The sequence below is a fragment of the Paenibacillus sp. S02 genome (genome assembly GCF_019454065.1).
GTDB classification, from domain to species: domain Bacteria; phylum Bacillota; class Bacilli; order Paenibacillales; family Paenibacillaceae; genus Paenibacillus; species Paenibacillus polymyxa_B.
Window position 1 is genome coordinate 1,161,414 of the sequence record NZ_CP073682.1, and the last position, 21,348, is coordinate 1,182,761.

Genomic DNA, 21,348 nt, shown 5'->3' on the forward strand with positions numbered 1-21,348 from the left:
TCGCAGGAGGGAGGAATAGGCCAAATGAGCAGTATTGTGGATAAGGGAAAGCAGATCGTAGAGGAGATACTGGAGGTATATCCCAAGAAGGCCAAGAAGGACCGGACCAAGCATTTTGAGATCGCGGATGAGGAGCTTGTGAACTGCGGAACCTGTTCCATTAAGTCCAACATGAAATCACGGCCCGGCGTCATGACAGCAAGGGGCTGTGCTTATGCAGGCTCCAAGGGTGTGGTATGGGGCCCGATTAAAGACATGGTGCACATTAGCCATGGTCCCATCGGCTGCGGGCAATACAGTTGGGGTACCCGACGCAATTATGCGAATGGGGTATTGGGAATCGATAATTTTACCGCCATGCAGATTACAAGCAATTTTCAGGAAAAGGATATCGTGTTCGGCGGAGATAAGAAGTTGGAGGTGATCTGCAGGGAAATTAAGGAGATGTTCCCGTTGGCTAAGGGCATCTCCGTGCAATCTGAATGTCCGGTCGGACTGATTGGTGATGATATCGGGGCCGTGGCTAAGAAGATGACAGAGGAGCTGGGCATTCCGGTCATTCCTGTACGCTGTGAGGGCTTTCGCGGGGTGAGTCAGTCTCTGGGCCATCACATTGCCAATGATGCTATCCGCGATTTTCTGATGGGGCGCCGCGAGCTAAAGGAGTCCGGGCCTTATGATGTCTCCATTATCGGGGACTACAATATCGGCGGTGATGCCTGGGCTTCGCGCATTTTGCTGGAGGAAATGGGACTGCGGGTTATAGCACAGTGGTCGGGTGACGGTACGATCAATGAGCTGGGGATTGCGCATAAATCCAAGCTCAATCTGATCCATTGTCATCGTTCCATGAATTATATGTGCACAACGATGGAACAGGAATACGGAATTCCCTGGATGGAATATAACTTCTTCGGCCCGACCAAGACGATGGAGAGCCTAAGAGCGATTGCTGCCCGCTTTGACGAGACGATTCAGGAAAAATGTGAGCAGGTCATCGCCCAATATATGCCGCAGATGGAGGCGGTCATCCGTAAATACCGCCCACGTCTGGAAGGTAAAAAGGTGATGCTTCTGATTGGCGGACTGCGGGCAAGGCATACCATCGGTGCCTATGAGGACCTGGGTATGGAAATTGTGGCTACAGGCTATGAATTTGCCCATAAGGATGATTACGAAAAGACGTTTCCCGATGTAAAAGAAGGCACCATTCTGTACGATGATCCAACTGCCTATGAGCTGGAGGAATTGGCCCAGCGGCTGAATATTGACTTAATGGGCGCCGGAGTCAAGGAGAAATATGTGTATCACAAAATGGGCATTCCCTTCCGTCAAATGCACTCCTGGGATTACAGCGGGCCTTATCATGGTTTTGACGGCTTCAAGATTTTTGCACGTGATATGGATATGACCATAAACAGTCCAGTATGGAGCCTGCTGCCGTCCCGGCAGACTGCGGAGGTGCCGGTATGAGCAAGCGTCTGAACATTGTCGATCACAATCAGCTGTTTCGGCAGGATAAATATGTGCGCCAGCGTGAGGAGAAACGGGCCTTCGAGGCCCCTTGCTCGCCAGAGGAGGTTACCGCCACCCTGGAGTACACCAAGACCAAGGAATACAAGGATAAGAATTTTGCCCGTACAGCCGTAGTCGTGAACCCGGCCAAGGCTTGTCAGCCGCTGGGAGCGGTTATGGCTGCGCTGGGCTTCGAAAAAACGCTCCCTTTCATTCATGGCTCACAGGGCTGTACGGCTTATTTCCGTAGCCATCTTGCCCGCCACTTCAAAGAGCCTGTTCCTGCCGTCTCCACCTCGATGACCGAGGATGCCGCCGTATTCGGTGGCATGCGCAACCTCATTGACGGTATAGAGAACTGCATTGCCTTGTATCAGCCGGAGATGATTGCGGTATGCACGACCTGTATGGCAGAGGTGATCGGAGATGACCTGTCTGCCTTCCTGGCTAATGCCCGTCAGGAGGGAGCCCTTCCCGAGGATATGCCGGTTCCTTTTGCCAATACCCCCAGCTTCTCCGGTTCACATATTACAGGCTATGACGCCATGCTGCGCTCTGTGCTGGAGACGCTGTATAACAAGTCAGGCCGGACGCCGCAGCCTGGTCATGAATTGAAGCTGAATGTACTGCTCGGGTTTGACGGGTATACGGGCAATTTTGCGGAAATGCGGCGCATACTGGGGATGTTCGGCGCTACGTATACCATTTTGGGTGACCACAGCAGTAATTTTGATTCAGGGGCCACTGGAGAGTACAGCTACTATTACGGGGGAACGCCGCTTAAGGATGTGCCCGAGGCCGCAGATGCTGCCGGCACGTTGGCGATCCAGCAGTACTCTCTTCGTAAAACATTAGGCTATATGAAGCGAACCTGGGGACAGCAGGTGTCTTCCATCTCCACGCCGCTGGGCATCCGCGCGACAGATTGCTTGCTTGAAGAGATCAGCCGTCTGTCCGGAAAAGAAATTCCCGAGGCATTGAAGCAGGAGCGCGCCCGAATTGTGGATGCCATGATGGATTCGCATGCTTATCTGCACGGCAAACGAGTGGCTATGGCGGGAGACCCGGATATGCTCATCGGCCTGATTGGCTTTTGTCTGGAGCTGGGCATGGAGCCAGTGCATATTGTTTGCTCCAATGGGGACCGGAAATTTGAGAAGGAAGCAGAGCTCCTGCTGAAGTCCAGCCCTTACGGTGCAGAAGCCACAGTTCATTCCGGTCAGGATTTGTGGCATATGCGTTCGCTGCTGTTCCAGGACCCAGTGGACCTGGCTATTGGTAGCTCCCATCTGAAGTTCGCGGCCAAAGAGGCGAAAATTCCTTTGCTCCGTGTGGGTTTTCCGATCTTCGACAGGCATCATCTGCATCGTTATCCGATTATCGGCTACCAGGGTGCGCTGAATCTGCTTACCCAATTCGTGAATACCGTGCTGGATGTCATGGAAGAGCAGGCTCCGGATCATAGCTTTGATCTGGTGCGCTAATTGCTGTACCGCGTAGATGGAAGTTGGCAGCTTGGCTTGTGATTTCAATGGATTCTATTTGAAATAAGGGGGTGTGCGGATGGAGCCGGCTGTGTCTAACGGAAGGCTGGAGATATCCTGCGGCAACAAAATTCCCAAAAGCACGCCCTGTCCCCGGCCTGTGCCGGGGGAGGCTTCGGGTGGCTGCTCCTTTGACGGGGCCCAGATTACACTGATCCCCATTGCAGATGCGGCTCATCTGGTGCACGGGCCGATTGCCTGTCTCGGCAATAGCTGGGAGAGCAGAGGTAGCCTGTCCAGCGGCCCGGAGCTGTCGGCGTATGGCTTCACTACTGATCTTGGAGAACAGGACATCATTTTTGGTAGTGAACAGAAGCTGCATGAATCGATTCGCTACATTGTCAGCCGCTTTGCTCCTCCCGCTGTGTTTGTCTATACAACATGTGTCACAGCCCTCACCGGTGAAGATATCGAGGGGGTCTGCAAGGCTGAATCGGAGCGACTGGGGACGCCGATCATTCCGGTGAACAGTCCGGGATTTGTGGGCAGCAAGAATCTCGGGACCCGGTTGGCCGGAGATGTGCTGTTCCAGCATATTATCGGCAGCACCGAGCCGGAACAGACAACCTCCCATGATATCAATCTCATTGGGGAATACAATATTGCGGGTGAGATGTGGCATATCGAGCGGCTGATGCAGCAGGCGGGAATGAGTATCCTGTCCCGAATTACCGGGGACGGTCGGTTCCGTGAGGTGGGATGGGCGCATCGTGCCAAGGCCAATATGGTCGTATGCAGCCGGGCTTTGCTGGGTCTGGCAGTCCAAATGGAGCGTAAATACGGCATTCCTTATTTTGAAGGTTCATTTTATGGAGCAAAGGAGACGAGTTATTCCTTACGGCAGATGGCTTACCTGACCGGAGATCGTGATGTAGAGCGACGGGTGGATAAGCTGGCCGCACGGGAGGAAATGAGGCTATCGCTGGAGCTGGAGCCCTATCGCAAGCAGCTGAAAGGAAAGCGGGCAGTGCTCTATACCGGGGGTGTAAAGAGTTGGTCTGTCATTACGGCTTTGCAGGAGCTGGGCATTAAGGTAGTTGGTGTAGGCACGAACAAGAGTACTGCCGAGGATGTATCCCGGATTGCTGACCGTATCGGAGATGATGCGGAATACATCCCGGAAGGCGGCGCCCGGCAGATTCTCAAGACCGTACGGAGCCGCAAGGCAGACATGGTCATTGCCGGGGGCCGGAACATGTATATGGCGCTTAAGGAACAGATTCCTTTTGTGGACATCAATCAAGAACGACACAAAGCCTATGCGGGCTATGACGGGCTGTTGTCTCTAGCGAAACAGCTTGTGCATACGCTGCAGCATCCGGTATGGGAGCTGACCGCCAAATTGGCTCCATGGGAGGAGGAGACGGAATTTGCCGATTAAATCCGCCACGAAGCCTGTCAGTGTCAACCCGCTCAAGGTAGGACAGCCTCTGGGCGGCGTGCTGGCTCTGCAAGGGATGTATCGCTCAATGCCTTTGCTGCACGGCGCACAGGGCTGCTCGGCCTTCTCCAAGGCGCTGCTGACTCGCCATTTTCGAGAGCCGATTGCCGTTCAGACCTCTGCGCTGCAAGAGATGGACGTTATATTTGATGCAGACCGGAATCTGGAGGAGGCGCTGGATCATATCTGGTCCAAGCACCATCCAGATGTCATCGGCGTTATCAGCACGGCCCTCACCGAGGTGGCAGGCGTTGATTTTCAGTCCAGGGTAAAGGCGTTCAAGCGAGAACGGGCATTGAAGGACAGTCTGCTGTTTTCTGTATCGCTGCCTGATTTTCACGGCTCTCTGGAGACGGGCTACAGCAGTACAGTAGAGTCGCTAATTGATGCCGTACTCGGGTTGGCCGGAGGCAAGTCCCCCAAAAAACAGCGCCGGACGCAGATCAATCTGCTGCCGGCTTCTTATCTGACTGCTGGAGATGTCATGGAAATCAAGGATATTATCGCTTCCTTCGGCCTAGAGGTTATTACGCTCCCCGATATTTCCACTTCCTTGTCCGGTCACCTGCTGACAGGCTTTTCCCCTTTGACGAGAGGGGGGACTCCGCTGGATTCAGCCTGCCAGATGCTGGAGTCTTCCTGCACCATTGCCATTGGCGCGAGCATGGAACGTCCGGCGCGCAGGCTGGATCATGCCGCAGGCATTCCCTACCACTTGTTCGCTGGTCTGTCTGGCTTGGCCGCGAGCGATGCGTTCATACATTTTCTGCAGAAAATCAGCCGTGAGCCAGCCCCCGTTCGCTTTCGCTGGCAGCGTGAAAATCTATTGGACAGCATGCTGGATGCCCATTTCTATTATTCCGGTGCTTCGGCTGTAGTGGCGCTAGAACCGGATCATATGCTGTCGACCGCAGCCTGGCTGGAGGAGATGGGAGTGGAACTGAAGCGGCTAATTACACCCTGCAGCACGCCCGCACTGCAAAAGACAGAACGGGAAGTCTGGATCGGTGATCTGGATGATGCAGAGGAGAGCGCGCAGGGCGTTGATTTGTGGATCAGCAATTCACATGGAAGAAAGGGAGCGGCACGGGCCGGGGCCTCATTCGTACCGGCAGGCTTGCCGGTGTATGACGAGCTGGGCGCCCACACATCCGTAAGCGTCGGATACCGTGGAACCATGGAGTGGGTGAACAAGGTGGGTAATCTATTGCTTGCCGAGAGGGGGAGAGGAGGGTGAAGGTTGCATTTGCGACGGAAGACGGTGTGCATGTGAATGCTCATTTTGGGCAGAGTCCCATGTTCACTGTATTCGAAATCCGGCACTCAGGCGTCCAGTTCCTGGAGCATCGGCGGATAGCCCTGGGGAGCGATGAGAACGAGGCGGGCAAGATCGCCAGCCGAATTGGCCTCATCGAGGATTGTGCCTTGATCTTCCTGGTACAGATTGGCGCTTCGGCCGCCGCACAGGTTACCAAGCGGACCATTATGCCTGTGAAGGTGGCCTTCGGTAGCACCATTGAGGAGCAGGTCCAGCGTCTCCAGAATATGCTGGCTCGTAATCCGCCCATGTGGCTTGCCAAAATCCTGCATGCTGAGGAGGGTAGCGGCAAAGCCGAATCATGAGCCTTCTGTAAGGAAGAGCAACCATATATGATGTCAAGATCCTGCGGACCGAATATCTTAAAGGCGGGGCTGCACATGGAGGGGGTGGACGAATGGTACAGCTGCTGGAAGACAGTAGATACGGACGCCAGTTGAAGCTGCTGGGAGTGGAAGGTCAGAACAGGCTAAAGCAGGCTACTGTTATGGTTGCAGGCATCGGAGGATTGGGAGGGACAGCGGCCATGTACCTGGCCGCTGCTGGAGTGGGAAAGCTGATATTGGCTCATGAGGGCGTAATCCATCTGCCCGATATGAACCGGCAGGTGCTGATGGACAGCGGACGAATCGGGGAGGAACGGATGGAGACGGCATTGCAGCATTTGCACCGTATTAATCCGGAGACCCAGCTTGAAGGCCACGCCGACAGAATCACGGAAAAATCCTCTCGACCATGGGTAGAAGCGGCGGATATCGTGATTGATGCACGGTATGACTTTCCGGAAAGATATGCGCTGAACAGACTATGTGTTCGACATGGCAGACCGATGATAGAGGCGGCCATGTACGCCTATGAAGTATCATTGATGACCATTGATCCCGGTAGGACGGCATGCCTGGAATGTCTCTACCCGGAAGGCGGACAGCCTTGGGAACCTCTGGGATTCCCGGTCCTGGGAGCTACCTCCGGTTTGATTGGCTGTATGGCTGCACTGGAAGCGGTCAAATGGATTACAGATGCGGGCAATCTGTTCACTGACCGCATGTACCGTATGAATGTGCTGAATATGAGCAGCTGCACCATAGCGGTCAAACGCAATCCGCGTTGTCCGTGCTGCGGAACGGGAGGAAATACAGATGAGTCGATTGCATATTTGTGATACGACACTTCGTGACGGAGAACAGGCTCCGGGCGTTGCCTTTTCGGCCGAGGAAAAAACTGAAATTGCCATCATGCTGGACTCGGCGGGGGTGGAGCAGGCTGAGATCGGAATTCCGGCAATGGGAAAGGCAGAGTGCAGGTCTATTGCCAGGATTGCTGCTCTCGGACTTCAGATGAAGCTAATGACCTGGAATCGCGCGGTGTTCACGGATATTGATGCAGCTGAATCGACAGGTGTCGGCTGGGCCCATATTTCGGTTCCCGTGTCGACGGTGCAGATGAAGGCCAAGCTGGGTATGAATCCTGAGCAGGTGACTGAGCTGATCCGCAAGTCTGTCGATTACGGTCTGTGTAAAGGATTGACTGTTTCCGCAGGCTTTGAGGATGCTTCAAGGGCAGATGACCTGTTCCTTGAGCAGTTGGCGAATCAGCTCTATAGGGATGGTATCCGGCGCTTCAGATATGCCGACACGCTGTCCGTTCACCATCCCGCTGCCATAGCTGCCCGTATAGACAGGTTTGTATCACGCGTGCCGCAGGATGTGGAGCTTGAGATTCACTGTCATAATGATTATGGCCTAGCGCTTGCCAATACTTTGGCAGCTTTGCAGGCGGGAGCTGTCTGGGCCAGTACCACAGTGTCGGGCCTTGGGGAAAGGGCAGGTAATACGGCGCTGGAGGAAGTGGTGATGTCGTGGAGGGACCTATATCAAGGAACTTGCAGTGTCCGTCCCGAACTGCTGAACCCGCTGGCTGCACTGGTGTCCAAAGCCTCCAACCGAATCATTCCCGAAGGTAAGCCAATTGTGGGAGACATGGTATTCGCCCATGAATCCGGCATACATATCAACGGTCTGCTAAAGGAGCGCGCCGCCTATCAGGCCCTTGATCCGACCGAGCTGGGCGCTGACCATTCGTTTGTACTCGGCAAGCATTCGGGCAGAAGTGCAGTTCAATATATGCTGGAGCAGGAAGGAATCGAGGCAGGCTCCGGTGAAATCAAGTTCCTGCTGGAGCGGCTTCGCCTAGTCGGTGAAGATCCCAAGCGTGTCATCCATAGCGCGGATTTAAGGCGCTGGCTGCAGTATTATCCGGCAGAGCTGCCGAAATAACCGAAAAAGCGTTCCCGTCCGGTAAGTGTGACCGTGACTGGAACGCTTTCTTGTATATCTTTTAATTTCACAACCGGAGTCTCCAATTTGCTGGTTAAACGAAGCCGTTCAGAAGGGTATAATAAAATATAGTGCTGTATAAAGTGCGTATATATGGTTTTACAGCAGACAGGTTCGAATCTTATAACCATTACACGCTGATCTGGAAGGACGGCTATGGGCAATTGGAGGAATGCTTGTGGGAATGATGTTTTCTTTTCTAAAAAAATATCGGGTTCCAGCCATCGCAGCGCTCGTGATGATGTTGCTGGAATTGACGGTAGAGCTATCGCAGCCATATTTGATCTCTAAAATCATTGATGAGGGCATCCGACAGCAGGATTTGTCCGTCGTCTGGTTATGGGGCAGTGTACTGGTGGGGAGTGCCGTTATCGCTTTTATGGCGGGGATATCCAGCTCTTTTTTTGCTTCATATGCAAGTCAGGGCTTCGGCTATGATTTGCGGGAAAAGCTGTACCGTAAAGTGCAATCCTTTTCGTATCCTGTGTTTAAACGTTTTGCCACTTCGTCGCTGATTACGCGCCTGACCGGGGATGTCACGCAAGTACAAGATACGGTGTTTATGAGCCTGCGGTTTATGACGCGGGTTCCGCTTGTAGTCATCGGCAGTATTGTGATGGCACTGGTTGTACATTTCAGGCTTGGGCTGCTATTGACGGTTATGGCCCCAGTGCTGTTCGTGTTTGTGTTGGTGATGATGCGGCGAACGGTCACTTTGTTTAAAGGTGTCCAGCGACGCTTGGATGACGTTAACGGAGTGATTCAGGAGAATCTGACAGGTATCCGTCTCATCCGGGTTTTTGTGCGGATGCGGCATGAAATCGAACGTTTTGCCCATTACGGAGGCGAATTGATGAAAGGGACGGTGTCGGCTCTACGCTGGACGGAAACGACGATGCCGTTCATTTTGTTTACGATGAATGCAGGGATTATTGCAGTACTTTGGTTCGGACGCGGCCAAATTTCCACTGGGGATGCCAGTGTGGGACAGGTGGTCGCAGTCGTCAATTATTCACTGCGGACGATTGGAGCCCTGTCTGCCTTATCGGGTATCGTTGTTGTATTTTCCCGGGCAACTGCATCTACCGGGCGGATTCGAGAGGTATTGGAAACATCTAATGAAGATGGGCAAGAGCTGGAGCCTGTTTCAACGCATCATACACGGATTGAGGGACAGGTGGAAATGGACCGGGTAAGCTTTCATTATCCGGGCAGTGATCTGGCTGTCCTAAAGGATATATCTTTTAAGGCGCAATCGGGCGAGCGGATAGCTATTATGGGGGCCACTGGCTCGGGCAAATCCTCACTTGTGCAGTTGATTACACGTCTGTATGAAGAAGATGAAGGTTATGTGCGCTTTGACGGAAAGGACGCTCGTGAACTGGATGCGTCCATATTGCGAGAGGCTATTGGCTATGTGCCTCAGGAGGTACTGCTATTCACCGGCTCGATTCGGGATAATATTGCTTGGGGGCTGGAGAATGCCAGCCTGGAGCAAATTAAGGAAGCCGCACGCATGGCGCAAATCCATAATATGATTGAACGCTTGCCGCAAGGCTATGACACGATGCTCGGGCAGCGTGGCGTCAATCTGTCTGGCGGACAGAAACAGCGACTTTCGATTGCCCGCGCACTGGTGCGCCAGCCGACAGTGCTGATTTTGGACGACAGCACAAGTGCATTGGATGTAGGGACAGAAGCAGCACTACTGAATGCACTCGATGGCCTGTCATGCACGACATTTCTCATTACGCAAAAAATCAGCTCGACGGCATCAGCAGATCAGATTTTACTGCTGGATGAGGGTCGCCTGATGGCAAGTGGAAGTCATGAGCATCTCATGGATAGCTCGGATCTGTATCGGCGTATCTATGAATCACAATACGGAAAGGAGGAGTCGCATGTTCAAGGAACTCATTGAACCGTTCCGTCAGCCTACACCGCCGTCCGGTGTGCTGCGAAATCCGGCGGGAGCTGAAGGACGCCGCAAGGCCAAAGCGAAGAACTGGTCTGGCACGTTAGGACGGATATGGGCTTATCTGGCCCGCCGTAAGGCCAAACTGATGCTGGTACTGTTCATGGTACTGCTCAGCTCCGGGCTGGCTCTGCTGGGTCCATATCTGGTCGGCGTAGCGGTGGATGATTTTCTCGAAGGTCCGGGTGGACGCATGTGGATTTATTTTCTCATCGGATTAGGGGCTGTATATCTGCTCAACTCGCTAACCTCCTGGCTGCAAAATATCTGGATGATTGAGATTGCCCAAGAGACGGTGTACCGCATGCGTTTCGATCTGTTTTCACATTTGCATCGACTACCGATTCCTTTCTATGGCAAACGTCAGCAGGGAGAGATTATGAGCCGTCTGACCAATGATATCGAAAATGTCAGTTCTACGCTTAACAGCTCCGCCATTCAGATTTTTTCAAGCATATTGACGCTAATCGGTACACTCACGGTGATGCTGTGGTTAAGCCCGCTGATGACCCTGCTGACCTTTATCGTAGTGCCGCTGATGGCTGCCGGGATGCGCTGGATTACACGTCGCACCGGGCCCTTATATAAGGAACGCCAGAAGAATTTGGGCGAACTGAACGGATACATCGAAGAAACGCTGTCTGGGCAGCAGATTATTAAAGCATTTTCGCAGGAAAAGAGAGTCATCCGTGGTTTTGGCGAGCGTAATGACCGTATTCGGCTATCGGGCTTCTGGGCACAAACGATTTCAGGCTTTATACCGAAGCTGATGAACGGACTGAATAATCTCAGCTTTGCTATTGTAGCGGGGATCGGTGGGATTTTGGCCATTCGAGGTTCCATCACTATAGGTACAATTATTGTATTCGTAGAATATGCCCGCCAGTTCACCAGACCGCTGAACGATTTGGCTAACCAGTGGAACACCCTGCTGTCCGCCATTGCCGGAGCTGAGCGTGTATTTGAAATATTGGATGAAGATGAAGAGTCCAAGGATGAACGCGGCGCAGTGGAGGTAGAGCATGTGGAGGGGGCGGTGCGGTTTACGGATGTTTCCTTCGGTTATGATGAGGGAAGCGCTACGCTGGAAGGTATCTCTTTTGAAGCCAAACCTGGTGAAATGATCGCGCTGGTTGGTCCGACCGGGGCAGGAAAAACGACACTGATCCAGCTCCTTTCCAGATTTTATAGCCCCGACAAGGGAACGATTACGGTGGACGGACGCGATATCACCACCATACAGCGTGAAAGCTTGCGCTCCCGTATGGCATTTGTGCTACAGGACTCCTTCCTGTTTCAGGGCACGATTCGTGAAAATATCCGCTTCGGCAGGCTGGATGCCACCGATGAGGAGGTTGAACAAGCATCGAAACTGGCCAACGCCCATTCCTTTATCATGCGGATGAAGGACGGATACGACAAGGTGCTGGAAGCGAACGGCAGCGGCATCAGTCAAGGGCAAAAACAGCTGCTGGCTATTGCCCGTGCTATTTTGGCCAACCCTTCCATCCTTATACTCGACGAGGCAACCAGCAGCATCGACACCATTACCGAGATGAAGATACAAGAAGGACTGGAGCGGCTCATGCAGGGGCGAACAAGTTTCGTCATCGCGCATCGGCTGAATACCATTCGTCAGGCTGACCGGATTCTGGTCTTAAAGGATGGCCGTTTGGAGGAGCAGGGTTCTCATGATGAACTGCTGGCTCACAAAGGCTTTTACAGTAATTTATATTATGGTCAATTGAGTAAGCAAAGCTCTTAAGCCGGCTTGCGATTAACAGATTTGTAGGCATGATGTAGAAGCTTTATGATGCTAAAAAGGACTACCCTGGGGGTAGCCCTTTTTAAGTATGCCTTTTTACAGGTACGTACTCTTAAAGAGGCGTTTGAAATGAAGATACTGTTTTCACACCAATAAATATACCCATACCCCGTATATGTATGTTAGTATAAGTGTGCAAGAATAAAATCCCACTTCAAAGGAGAGATCATCATGAAAATCGCAATCATGCTTTTCGATGGAATTACGGCATTAGATGCAATAGGTCCATACGATGTATTTGCTGCTACACTGAAATGTGAAGTGAAGTTTGTCGCTAAGAAAAAAGGGTTAATCAAGCTGGACTCAAATATGGGTTATTTGCATGCTGATTACAGTTTTTCTGAAGTTAGTTCAGCTGATATTCTTGTTGTTCCAGGTTGCAGTCCGCCAAATTATAAAACTCCAATGAATGACGAAGAAACGTTAAATTGGATTCGCCAAATACATGAAACTACGAAATGGACCACGTCGGTTTGTAACGGCTCTTTGATTTTGAGCGCCGCAGGCTTGTTAAATGGAACCGTAGCCACCAGTCATTGGGGTTCCTTAGACCTGCTCCAATCTCTTGGAGCCATTCCAACAGATGAGAGAGTGGTTCGTCAGGGCAAAATCGTTACAGCAGCCGGTGTCTCCTCTGGTATTGATATGGCACTCCAGCTATTGGCATGGGAATTGGGAGAAGATATGAGTAAAGGAGTTCAGCTGATTTTGGAATACGATCCTCAGCCTCCGTTTGACACGGGTTCACCAAAGAAAGCACCTGCTATATTGGTAGAACAAATAAGAGGTATGTTACAAGAGTTTGCAAAACAGGAGCCTAATGTGTAACTCAAGAATAACAAGATCTCTTTCCGGTATTAGCTTGGCATAATAGGTTTGTAATTTTATTTACAAGGGTCCCCATTTCAACTAATATAGTTTACACATAGTAAAGGGTTACATAGTGTAAATGGTTGAAGGGGGCTACAAACATGAGCAGCTTACCTAAGTCTGCTAAATTTCCACTTTTCATTCTGATGCTGAATTTGTTTATTGCTTTATTGGGTCAAGGTATGGTGATTCCCATTCTGCCTGAATATCTGAAATAATTTAATGCGGCAGGAGCTGCTGCGGGGTATCTTATTGCCGCTTTTGGAGCAGCACAGTTTATTTTTTCGCCCCTAGGTGGGCAGCTTTCGGATAGATGGGGTCGAAAATCCATGATCATCACCGGTCTGTTTTTAACCGTCATCTCGGATCTAATGTTTGCTGTTTCTACGACATTGCCTCTTCTATATATTGCCCGATTTATCGGGGGGATAGGTATTGGATTAATGGTTCCTTCTAATATGGCTTACATCGCTGATATTACCACTTCTGAAACCCGAGCTAAAGGAATGGGATACTTGGGTGCCTCCATGAATTTGGGTATGGTGCTTGGTCCGGGGTTAGGCGGTATGATCGCTGAGTTTGGCATAAGGGTGCCCTATTTTTTTGCTGGTGGACTTGGACTTGTAGCTACGCTGCTTAGCTTGTATATGCCAGAGACACTACCCAAGGAAAAACGAAAACCCGCTAGCCAATGGGTTCGCCGGGAGCCAATTCGCAACCAAATCCTAAATTCATTTCGGACATCCTATTTTCGTTATCTTCTCCTCATTCTGATCATGACATTAGGTTTGATGAATTATGAAACGGTGTATGCTCTTTTTGTGGAACGAAAATATGGTTTTGATGCCACTAAAATCTCAATGATCATTACGATTGGTGCAATTATAGGCATCGTTGTGCAGATATGGCTACTTGATTATCTCATCAAGAGACTTGGTGAGATGAAGCTTATACGTCTCTCTTTGATCATGACAGCCATCGCTTTACTGTTAATGATAATTAAGATCAATTTAGGTTATCTGCTGGCGGTATCGGCTCTGTTTTTTGCTTTTAATGCCTTCCTAAGGCCAACCGTAAGTACAATGATCGCGAACTCAGCTGGTGATCGTCAAGGATATGCCGCCGGATTGAATACGACGTATACCAGCCTAGGCAACATATTGGGACCCATTTTAGCGGGTTTGATGTTTGACAAACACATTCATATTCCTTATATTTTTGGTGCACTTATCCTTGCATCTGCCCTTTTCTTAACCTTACAAAAATCGAAAAATGAGAAACGGATGGTTGTTAATGACTGAGAACTGGCACCAGAATTTGAAAAACAAAAATCGGGAAGAACTCATTGCGGCTGCCAAGGAACTTTTTATGAAGCAAAGCTTTCTCAAAGTTAATATTAAGGATGTATGCAACGTGGCTGGTGTAAGTCGGGTCACATTCTATAAGCACTTTCAGTCCATAAACGAACTGATCTTTGAGGTTCAGATGGAAATCCTTGAGAGCATGACCGAATTTGTTAGAAGGGCACCTTCAGCTGAAATGAGCGGTAAGGAGATGCTTACTTTGATGCTTGATGCATGGATTGATTACGCTTGGCAGCATCCGGAATACATCAAGTTTATTCTTCTATTCGATCTGCATTACGAAGCTTATGATTCAAATCAAGAACTCAAAGAACAGTACAAAAATTTTGTTAGCCGGGAAAAGGAACGACATTTCCTGATGGATGCTCTGGAAGTTGGATTCCAAGATGGATCATTAAAGTCCGACACAGAACCCTTGAAGACCGCTCATTTTATCTTCACGTCTATGATGGGTATACTCCAGAAAATGAGTCTGACGTCCAAGGACGATTGGAATAACGAACTTGATGATATAGAAATTGCTAACCGATTTGCGGGAATGTTGATTCAGTATTTAAGTCCAGAAAGTGATAAATCCCCAACCTTTTAGGCAGGAGTCGCCTGCCGTATTCCAAAGGATTTCAGATCGTCCGATGGAGTGAAATAGAAGTACAGGGCTCAGTCTGTTAAACTGTGAAAATAGAGCGGTTGCAGATACGTTGTCGTGTTAGCCTTATCTATTTTGTGGAGGTGCGGGGATGAACGGAAGTCTGTTTGAGCCACGGCTGCGTGACGGGGATTATATTCCCCGTTTTTTTGCTTACTATTACAAGCAATGGCATGACTATACCATGTCTTACCACGATCATCATTCTACCGAAATTATGTACATGATTTCCGGCTTTTGCAGGGTAGATGTACAAACGGGAGAGAATGCGGAAGAAAGCATCACGCTGCGTAAAGGCGAGTTTATTATGCTGGACGCAGGTGTACCGCATCGACTAGTGGTGGAAGGAGAACAACCGTGCCGGATGCTAAATGTAGAGTTTGGTTTTACGGAGGGAGTGAGGGTAGGGCCGTCAATCCGACAAATGGCAGCAGAGGAGCAGGAGGTCACGACTCTCATGTCACGTCCGTTCCCGTATCTGGTACTATCGGACCCGGAAGAGGTATATTATGCGCTCAAAAGTCTCGTGCTGGAGCTGGACCAACGAAAAGAGCAGCCGGGTGCAATGGCAGAGATGCTTTTTATGCAATTGCTAGTACGAATTGCACGTCTACGGGAAGAGGCAGAGCGCAGCAACACGCAGCAAACGGATCTGTACATCAAACGATGCATTGAATTTCTCCATCTGAACTATGACCGAGATATTGTGGTTAAGGACATGGCAGCAGCCGTGAATCTGCATCCAGGTTATTTGCACCGTATTTTCAAAAAACATACTGGACAAACGCTTACCGCGTATTTAACGATGCTGCGAATGGACAAGGCCCGTATGCTACTTCAGCAAACGGACATTCCCATTCAAGAAATTGCCGATTATGTAGGTGTGGCCAGCAGGCAGTATTTTCATATGTTGTTCAAAAAGCACACAGGCAAGACGCCTGTTGAATACCGCTCTGCTGTAGAGCGCAATGTGAGGAACTATGCGGAGGAGGATGGGAACTGATAATAAGAAGCCTCTGAACCATTGCCGATTTAGGTCGGTATGACTCAGAGGGCGTGTGTTTTGAAGCATTATAACATGTGTCCGGGCTTCTTGAGAGCTAAAGTGGGGTCATTTCCCAAGCCACATATTTTCCATCTGTTCAAGTGATCTCCCCTTGGTTTCGGGAACCTTGCGCCATAAAAAGATTACGACGAACAACGAGATGGCTCCGAATAACCAGAAGGTATTGGACGGGCCGGCTGAACTCAGCAGAGGAGGGAATGCCTGCGATACCAGATAATCGCCGGCCCACAATGCCATCGAAGCGATGGCAACCGCTTTGCCGCGAATGCGGTTCGGAAAGATCTCCGAGATCATAACCCATACGATCGGCCCAAGTGATATAGCATAGGAGGCCACGTAGATCAATATCATGATGAGCACAAGCGGTCCGGTGGTCAAACCCAATTTGAATGCGGCTCCAATAATGACCAAACAGAGGGTCATCAACGAGGTGCCAATTATCAGCAGGACTTTTCGTCCCGCTTTGTCGATCAGCCATACGGATACGATGGTGAACAACACATTGATTAACCCGATCCAAATGGTCTGGGTCAAAGAAGCGTCCGTACCGAGTCCCATTCCTTTAAAGATAACCGGCGCGTAATACAAAATGGCATTGATGCCGGTAATATGCTGCATAATGGCGAGCATGACACCGATAAAGAGAGCGACTCGAATACCGGGAGCGAACAATTGCTTCAATGAGTTGTTCTCATTTTTGAATGATTCCTTGATATCAAGCACTTCCTGCTTAGCGGCTTCTTCACCGTGAATTTTCAGCAAAATCGGCAGCGCTTCATAAGGCCGATTCTGTTTAATAAGCCATCTCGGGCTTTCGGGTATGAAGAGCATCAAGAGCATAAAGATCAGTCCCGGAACGGCTCCCACTCCGAACATCCAGCGCCAGGCTGTTGAGACACCCCAGGCTTTATCCCCCAGGCTGACGATCCACGAATTCTGAAAATAAACCAGGAAAATCCCTGTTACGATCGCCAACTGATTTAAAGCAACCAAACGGCCTCGGTATTTGGCGGGAGCGATCTCCGCGTTGTACACCGGACAAACGGTGGAAGTGATTCCTATGCCAATGCCGCCGATCATGCGGAAGATAACATACCCGGTGAACGTGTCTTGAAGCGCAGAGCAGATTGAGCCGACGACGAATAAAAATCCGGCAGCCAGTAATACCTTTTTTCTGCCGATCCTTTCACTCATGTAGCCGGAGAGAGCTGCTCCCGTGATACTCCCTACAATCAGACTCGACACCGCCCAACCAACCTGAAATTCGCTCAGCGAAAAACGCTGCTGCAGAAATTCAACGGCTCCCGAAACAACCGCGATATCAAAACCGAACAGGATACCTCCGAGCGCAGCTACGATGGATACCAACGTCACAAAAAGCATATTGGGTTTTTCTGATTGAAGCGCTTTCTGTTGAGCGCTTTCATTATTGATGATTACTGCCATATGATCATCTCCCCTCCAGATCTCTGGAACCTCATTCCGTTCTTCGAGGAGAAGTATAACATGCGCTTATAAAAGAAAGGCCGGTTATCGTCTTCATTAAACGGACCTTTTCATGCACGATTTTGGCTTCGATTCCCGAATCGGAGATGGAGGGGCTGAACCTAGCATTACCTTGTCATTCGAGCTTAAAAAAATCCATGCCGATAGTCGGCATGGATGAATTTCTACTATTTTTGGCTTTTGAACTCAGTGGGAGGAACACCCGTTATCTTCTTAAAGACGCGGCTAAAATAGTTCGGGTCCTTATAACCCACTTCAAAGCTGATTTCCTTAAGAGTAAGGTTGCCGGCCTTAATCAGAGAGATGGCTTTATCAATTCGCAGACGGGTTACGAAGTCGATAAATGTTTCTCCGTATTCCTGTTTGAAAATTTTGCTGAAGTAGTGAGGATTCAAATGGACAAAATCAGCCACTTCTTCCAGCGAAAGATCATCGTTGAACCGTTCCTCGATATACATTTTCGCCCTACCCAGCATAGTCAGTGTTTGAACCTCTCGCTGTTCGCGTATCCGTTGCAGTGCTGACATGACGTACGTCTGCTGAAGCATTCCATTCTCCGCTTTGATGGCAAGCAAAGAAGCGTTTCCAGCCTCTGATGACTTCAGTTCGTCAAAGTGGCAGAAACCTCCATCCCGCTTGCGTAGGGTGGAGGCAAAAACGGCTTCGAAATAGGACTTGCGAAGTCCTTCCTCGCCGCTATGCAGCGATCCGATTCCAATGGCCGTCTTTATACCAAGTTGCTGCTGGGCAAGCTCGGAGAGCTGCTGAACAAGGTGATTAACCAACTGCCGCCAGTCGTTTTCGCCGGTGACAGGCGGCTTTCGTAAAAAAGTGGCTACATGATGGTCGATCAAGGAGCTTACAATGGCATTCGGGCCATGCGTTTTTACATAGCTTCGGAAATGATCGTAAATTTTCTTTTTATCCTGCTCGTCCGTATATCCGTCAAAGGCGGCAATGATGGCGCTTCCCTGATCAAGAGGAAAGTCCAGCCATTCCGATAGCTGGGAAGCGCTCGAATCCACGGTCTGGTCAACCATAAGCATTAAAGCCAGCTCATTTTCTGCGAGCGGCATCAGCTGTGAGATTTTGTGCCTAAGCTCCAATTCTTCCGTACGTGCCCGCTTCTCGCACTCAATTTCTTCAATCAGTCGTTTCAGTGTACCGATGATCAGTTCTCGCTTCGCCGGCTTCAGAATATATTCTTTCACACCCAAAGAGAGCGCCTCCCGGGCATAGGCAAAATAATCATAGGCAGTGACGAGCACGAATCGGGTATCGGGAAGCCGTTCCTTTAATTCACGAAGCGCCGCAAGCCCGTCAATTCCAGGCATATTGATATCCAGAATGGCAATATGGGGACGGTGCTCTTCCGCACATTCAATCGCCATGCGGCCGTTGCCGGCATGAATAAACCGGAATATCCCCGGCATCGCCCGTTCCACTGTCAATTCCAGTCCTTCTCTCTCCAAAGCCTCGTCATCCGCGATCAACAACCGATACATCAGTCTGCTCACTCTCCTTCTTGACTGGAATTCGTATTGTTATGGTAGTACCTCGTCCGATATTGCTATTGATTTCAACCATTCCTTCCTTTCCGTAGAACAACTGCAGCCGCCTAAACACATTTTGCATTCCAAGTCCTGTTGAACTGCCGCTTTCGACTTCGCCTTTAAGATGGAGTACGGACAGTCGGGTTTCCTCTGTCATGCCCTTTCCGTTGTCCGAAATTTCAATTTGTACATCTTCGTTTGCTCTCGACAGCGTTAACACGATAATGGCTCCGTCTTCCATATCTGCCACACCATGAAGAAAAGCGTTTTCAATAAATGGCTGGATCGTCAGGGCCGGAATTTGCTGCTGAAGTACGGAAGCGTCAAAGTGAAGATCGAAGCGAATTCTGTCCCTGAAGCGCGCCTGCTGGATGGTTACGTATTCGCGGATATGATCCAGTTCCTCCTGGAGAGTTACGGGTTTGTCCAGCTTCTGCAGGCTGTACCGTAGCAGATTGGACAGCGAAACGATCAGGTCGCTGGTTTTCTCCGCCCCTTCCAGGATCGCCAGCTTGGAGAGCACATTTAAGGTATTGAATAAAAAGTGCGGGTTAATTTGATTTTGCAGAGCCAGAAGCTCCAGTTCCTTCACAAGCCGCCGCATTTCCAGACTCTGTTTATCCTTCTCGATAAGGATACTCAAATCGGTGGACATTTGCGAAATGGCGTCCGACAGTACGCCTAGCTCGTCATCCCGTCGCGGTTGGGGCTTGATATTCAGATCACCTGTGGCGATTCGCTTCGCCAGTCCGACAAGTCTGCCGACAGGGCCAGTAATGCTGCGCGAGACCCAGATTGCAAGCAAAACCCCCATCAGCGCGTTCATGCCGAACAACGCCACTCCCCATCCGTTCATTCGCTCATTCTTGTTCCGGATGTTCTCAATGATTGGCCGGTAATAAGCCAGTTCATCATCGATCAGTTGCTGACCCTCCTCATGAATATAGCTGACGGTTTTCTCCGCTTCAATATAATGTTCAAAAGCCGATTGAGGATCTTGTGCCTTTGCATCCAGAACTGCGGCTTGTTTCTCTTTAAGAAATGTAGCCAACAGATTCACGTAGTCTTCCTCGGCGAAAGAAGGGTCGGTCGAGGAGGAGACTTCCTGAATTCTGCCTTTCAACTGCATCAATTGGTATTCTGTCGGGCCCTGCACAGCCTTATCGCCTCTTGGATTAAGCAGATAGGCATATAGGAGATTTAAGTTGCTCTCCGCCGATTCGGAGGTTTGCTCGATGAGAAGAATGCGGCCAAGCATTTCATCGTAGCTCTGTTGTACGACCTTTCCGCTTTGGAATACAAAATAAGCGATGATATTGGCGAACACAACTAGAAGAGGGATGAACAGAAGCAGCTTCGTTCTGATCGTCATCGTCTGTCATCTCCGGTCATGTTGTCGGGAGTGTCCGCATGCATCTCATATATCCTGGTGTATGTTAATTCCTGGGGGGTATTCCCCTTTAGATAATCATTCAGCAATTTTATGGACTTAGCCCCCATTTCCTCTGGCTGTTGAACAATGGTCAGTTCGATTTTGCAATCTCTGATGGCTTTCAACGTCTCGGCCATATCGTCAAAAGCGAAAATCTGCAAATTCCGCGCTCTGCCTCGCTCCGAGGCTTCCAGAATGCCAAGGCCGTCCAGCGCACTGAATCCGACCATGTAGCGGATCTGCGGATACCGGGTGAGCATGTTCTGAGCTTGCTGTGCTGCCTGAAGCCGTGAAATATTCGAGGAGCGAATCTCCACAATGCGGAGCTTGGGATAGCGACCGATCACGGAACGAAATCCAGCAAGCCTGAGTCGCTGATTCTCGACGCGCTCGCTACTGATCATAACTCCAATGTCGCCACGCTCTCCAGAGGCTTTCGCTAACAGCGCGCCCATCCGTTTTCCTGCTCCTTCGTTATCTGTTCCCACGTAAGCTAGTCTACGGGAATCTGGTTCATCCGTATCGATCGTGATGACGGGTATGCCAAGTCCGGCTGCTTTGTCGATTAATCGGCGATACTCTGGATCATTTATCCCTTGAACCAGAATTGCATCCGCCTTACTGGCGATCGCTTTATCCAGCAGTTTGACCTGCTCGGACGGATTAATGCGGTCCGGCCCGATATAATCGAGCCGCATACCGTACTGTTCCGCTTCCTTTCGGGCTCCTTGTTCGATTGACCGCCAGTAATAATTATCCAACTCCTGTGATATCAGTACGACTTTTGTAGCGGAAACCCCGTCTTTTGGAGAAACCGTCTTCAATAACTCTGCAAATTGGTGAATTTGAAAAGAAGACAGAGTGAACTGGAAGAGCAGCCAGGCAAATAGCAGGAAGACTGGGATAAGGATAAATGTCCATTTACGGTTTGACATGTCTTGCTCCTTTGTAAATATT

16 protein-coding genes and 1 pseudogene are annotated in these 21,348 nt (G+C 50.2%); 13 read left to right on the forward strand and 4 right to left on the reverse strand.

Annotated elements, in window-relative coordinates:
• The first annotated feature begins 24 nt into the window (after positions 1-24).
• From nifD to KAI36_RS05240, 13 genes and pseudogenes are all read left to right on the forward strand, one after another.
• Positions 25-1,473 carry a nitrogenase molybdenum-iron protein alpha chain gene (nifD, locus tag KAI36_RS05180; protein ID WP_025720286.1) on the forward strand — a complete coding sequence of 483 codons (1,449 nt, stop codon included), beginning with the start codon at positions 25-27 and terminating at the stop codon, positions 1,471-1,473.
• Positions 1,470-2,999 (forward strand): nitrogenase molybdenum-iron protein subunit beta, encoded by a 1,530-nt coding sequence (nifK, locus tag KAI36_RS05185; RefSeq protein ID WP_025720284.1) that lies wholly within the window; start codon positions 1,470-1,472, stop codon positions 2,997-2,999. Before nifD ends, nifK begins: the two co-directional genes overlap by 4 nt.
• A gap of 79 nt (positions 3,000-3,078) precedes the next feature.
• Entirely contained in the window at positions 3,079-4,440 is a 1,362-nt protein-coding gene (gene nifE, locus KAI36_RS05190; protein WP_220027147.1) for a nitrogenase iron-molybdenum cofactor biosynthesis protein NifE, read from the forward strand.
• Positions 4,430-5,737 carry a nitrogenase iron-molybdenum cofactor biosynthesis protein NifN gene (nifN, locus tag KAI36_RS05195; RefSeq protein ID WP_025719341.1) on the forward strand — a complete coding sequence of 436 codons (1,308 nt, stop codon included), beginning with the start codon at positions 4,430-4,432 and terminating at the stop codon, positions 5,735-5,737. Before nifE ends, nifN begins: the two co-directional genes overlap by 11 nt.
• Positions 5,734-6,123, forward strand: a complete 390-nt coding sequence (locus KAI36_RS05200; protein WP_028543220.1) for a NifB/NifX family molybdenum-iron cluster-binding protein — start codon at positions 5,734-5,736, stop codon at positions 6,121-6,123. The genes nifN and KAI36_RS05200 overlap by 4 nt, the downstream gene beginning before the upstream one ends.
• Before the next feature lie 92 nt (positions 6,124-6,215).
• Entirely contained in the window at positions 6,216-6,980 is a 765-nt protein-coding gene (locus tag KAI36_RS05205) for a HesA/MoeB/ThiF family protein (protein WP_220027148.1), read from the forward strand.
• On the forward strand, positions 6,958-8,094 hold the full coding sequence (locus KAI36_RS05210; RefSeq protein WP_220027149.1) for a homocitrate synthase/isopropylmalate synthase family protein: 1,137 nt from the start codon (positions 6,958-6,960) through the stop codon (positions 8,092-8,094). Before KAI36_RS05205 ends, KAI36_RS05210 begins: the two co-directional genes overlap by 23 nt.
• A 244-nt stretch (positions 8,095-8,338) precedes the next feature.
• A complete protein-coding gene (locus tag KAI36_RS05215) occupies positions 8,339-10,075 on the forward strand; it encodes an ABC transporter ATP-binding protein (RefSeq protein ID WP_220028058.1) in 1,737 nt (578 codons plus the stop codon).
• A complete protein-coding gene (locus KAI36_RS05220) occupies positions 10,056-11,894 on the forward strand; it encodes an ABC transporter ATP-binding protein (protein WP_025722410.1) in 1,839 nt (612 codons plus the stop codon). The genes KAI36_RS05215 and KAI36_RS05220 overlap by 20 nt, the downstream gene beginning before the upstream one ends.
• A gap of 231 nt (positions 11,895-12,125) precedes the next feature.
• The gene (locus tag KAI36_RS05225) at positions 12,126-12,782 is read left to right on the forward strand and encodes a DJ-1/PfpI family protein (RefSeq protein ID WP_025722409.1); all 657 of its coding nucleotides are present in this window, start codon (positions 12,126-12,128) and stop codon (positions 12,780-12,782) included.
• A 143-nt stretch (positions 12,783-12,925) separates the two neighbouring features.
• A pseudogene (locus tag KAI36_RS05230) lies at positions 12,926-14,125 on the forward strand (MFS transporter).
• Complete coding sequence (locus KAI36_RS05235; RefSeq protein ID WP_025722407.1) at positions 14,118-14,777, forward strand: TetR/AcrR family transcriptional regulator; 660 nt, start codon at positions 14,118-14,120, stop codon at positions 14,775-14,777. Before KAI36_RS05230 ends, KAI36_RS05235 begins: the two are co-directional and overlap by 8 nt.
• A 148-nt stretch (positions 14,778-14,925) precedes the next feature.
• On the forward strand, positions 14,926-15,837 hold the full coding sequence (locus KAI36_RS05240; protein WP_220027150.1) for an AraC family transcriptional regulator: 912 nt from the start codon (positions 14,926-14,928) through the stop codon (positions 15,835-15,837).
• Between the two features lie 108 nt (positions 15,838-15,945).
• Here the strand turns inward: KAI36_RS05240 and KAI36_RS05245 are convergent, their stop codons facing one another.
• The 4 genes from KAI36_RS05245 to KAI36_RS05260 all read right to left on the reverse strand — a co-directional run bounded on the left by KAI36_RS05245 (position 15,946) and on the right by KAI36_RS05260 (position 21,326).
• The gene (locus tag KAI36_RS05245) at positions 15,946-17,346 is read right to left on the reverse strand and encodes a sugar porter family MFS transporter (RefSeq protein ID WP_025722405.1); all 1,401 of its coding nucleotides are present in this window, start codon (positions 17,344-17,346) and stop codon (positions 15,946-15,948) included.
• 227 nt (positions 17,347-17,573) lie between these two features.
• Complete coding sequence (locus tag KAI36_RS05250) at positions 17,574-18,911, reverse strand: response regulator transcription factor (RefSeq protein ID WP_076264449.1); 1,338 nt, start codon at positions 18,909-18,911, stop codon at positions 17,574-17,576.
• The gene (locus tag KAI36_RS05255; protein WP_220027151.1) at positions 18,886-20,331 is read right to left on the reverse strand and encodes a sensor histidine kinase; all 1,446 of its coding nucleotides are present in this window, start codon (positions 20,329-20,331) and stop codon (positions 18,886-18,888) included. The genes KAI36_RS05250 and KAI36_RS05255 overlap by 26 nt, the downstream gene beginning before the upstream one ends.
• Positions 20,328-21,326, reverse strand: coding sequence for a sugar-binding protein (locus KAI36_RS05260; protein ID WP_220027152.1), 999 nt, complete (start codon positions 21,324-21,326; stop codon positions 20,328-20,330). The genes KAI36_RS05255 and KAI36_RS05260 overlap by 4 nt, the downstream gene beginning before the upstream one ends.
• Positions 21,327-21,348: the final 22 nt, after the last annotated feature.

What these genes read in the sequence shown, in the direction of transcription:
- nifD (WP_025720286.1), top strand. Translation starts at nt 25, where the DNA reads ATGAGCAGTATTGTGGATAAGGGAAAGCAGATCGTAGAGGAGATACTG.
- nifK (WP_025720284.1), top strand. Translation starts at nt 1,470, where the DNA reads ATGAGCAAGCGTCTGAACATTGTCGATCACAATCAGCTGTTTCGGCAG.
- nifE (WP_220027147.1), top strand. Translation starts at nt 3,079, where the DNA reads ATGGAGCCGGCTGTGTCTAACGGAAGGCTGGAGATATCCTGCGGCAAC.
- KAI36_RS05205 (WP_220027148.1), top strand. Translation starts at nt 6,216, where the DNA reads ATGGTACAGCTGCTGGAAGACAGTAGATACGGACGCCAGTTGAAGCTG.
- KAI36_RS05210 (WP_220027149.1), top strand. Translation starts at nt 6,958, where the DNA reads ATGAGTCGATTGCATATTTGTGATACGACACTTCGTGACGGAGAACAG.
- KAI36_RS05215 (WP_220028058.1), top strand. Translation starts at nt 8,339, where the DNA reads ATGATGTTTTCTTTTCTAAAAAAATATCGGGTTCCAGCCATCGCAGCG.
- KAI36_RS05220 (WP_025722410.1), top strand. Translation starts at nt 10,056, where the DNA reads ATGTTCAAGGAACTCATTGAACCGTTCCGTCAGCCTACACCGCCGTCC.
- KAI36_RS05225 (WP_025722409.1), top strand. Translation starts at nt 12,126, where the DNA reads ATGAAAATCGCAATCATGCTTTTCGATGGAATTACGGCATTAGATGCA.
- KAI36_RS05235 (WP_025722407.1), top strand. Translation starts at nt 14,118, where the DNA reads ATGACTGAGAACTGGCACCAGAATTTGAAAAACAAAAATCGGGAAGAA.
- KAI36_RS05240 (WP_220027150.1), top strand. Translation starts at nt 14,926, where the DNA reads ATGAACGGAAGTCTGTTTGAGCCACGGCTGCGTGACGGGGATTATATT.
- KAI36_RS05245 (WP_025722405.1), bottom strand. Translation starts at nt 17,346, where the DNA reads ATGGCAGTAATCATCAATAATGAAAGCGCTCAACAGAAAGCGCTTCAA.
- KAI36_RS05250 (WP_076264449.1), bottom strand. Translation starts at nt 18,911, where the DNA reads ATGTATCGGTTGTTGATCGCGGATGACGAGGCTTTGGAGAGAGAAGGA.
- KAI36_RS05255 (WP_220027151.1), bottom strand. Translation starts at nt 20,331, where the DNA reads ATGACGATCAGAACGAAGCTGCTTCTGTTCATCCCTCTTCTAGTTGTG.
- KAI36_RS05260 (WP_220027152.1), bottom strand. Translation starts at nt 21,326, where the DNA reads ATGTCAAACCGTAAATGGACATTTATCCTTATCCCAGTCTTCCTGCTA.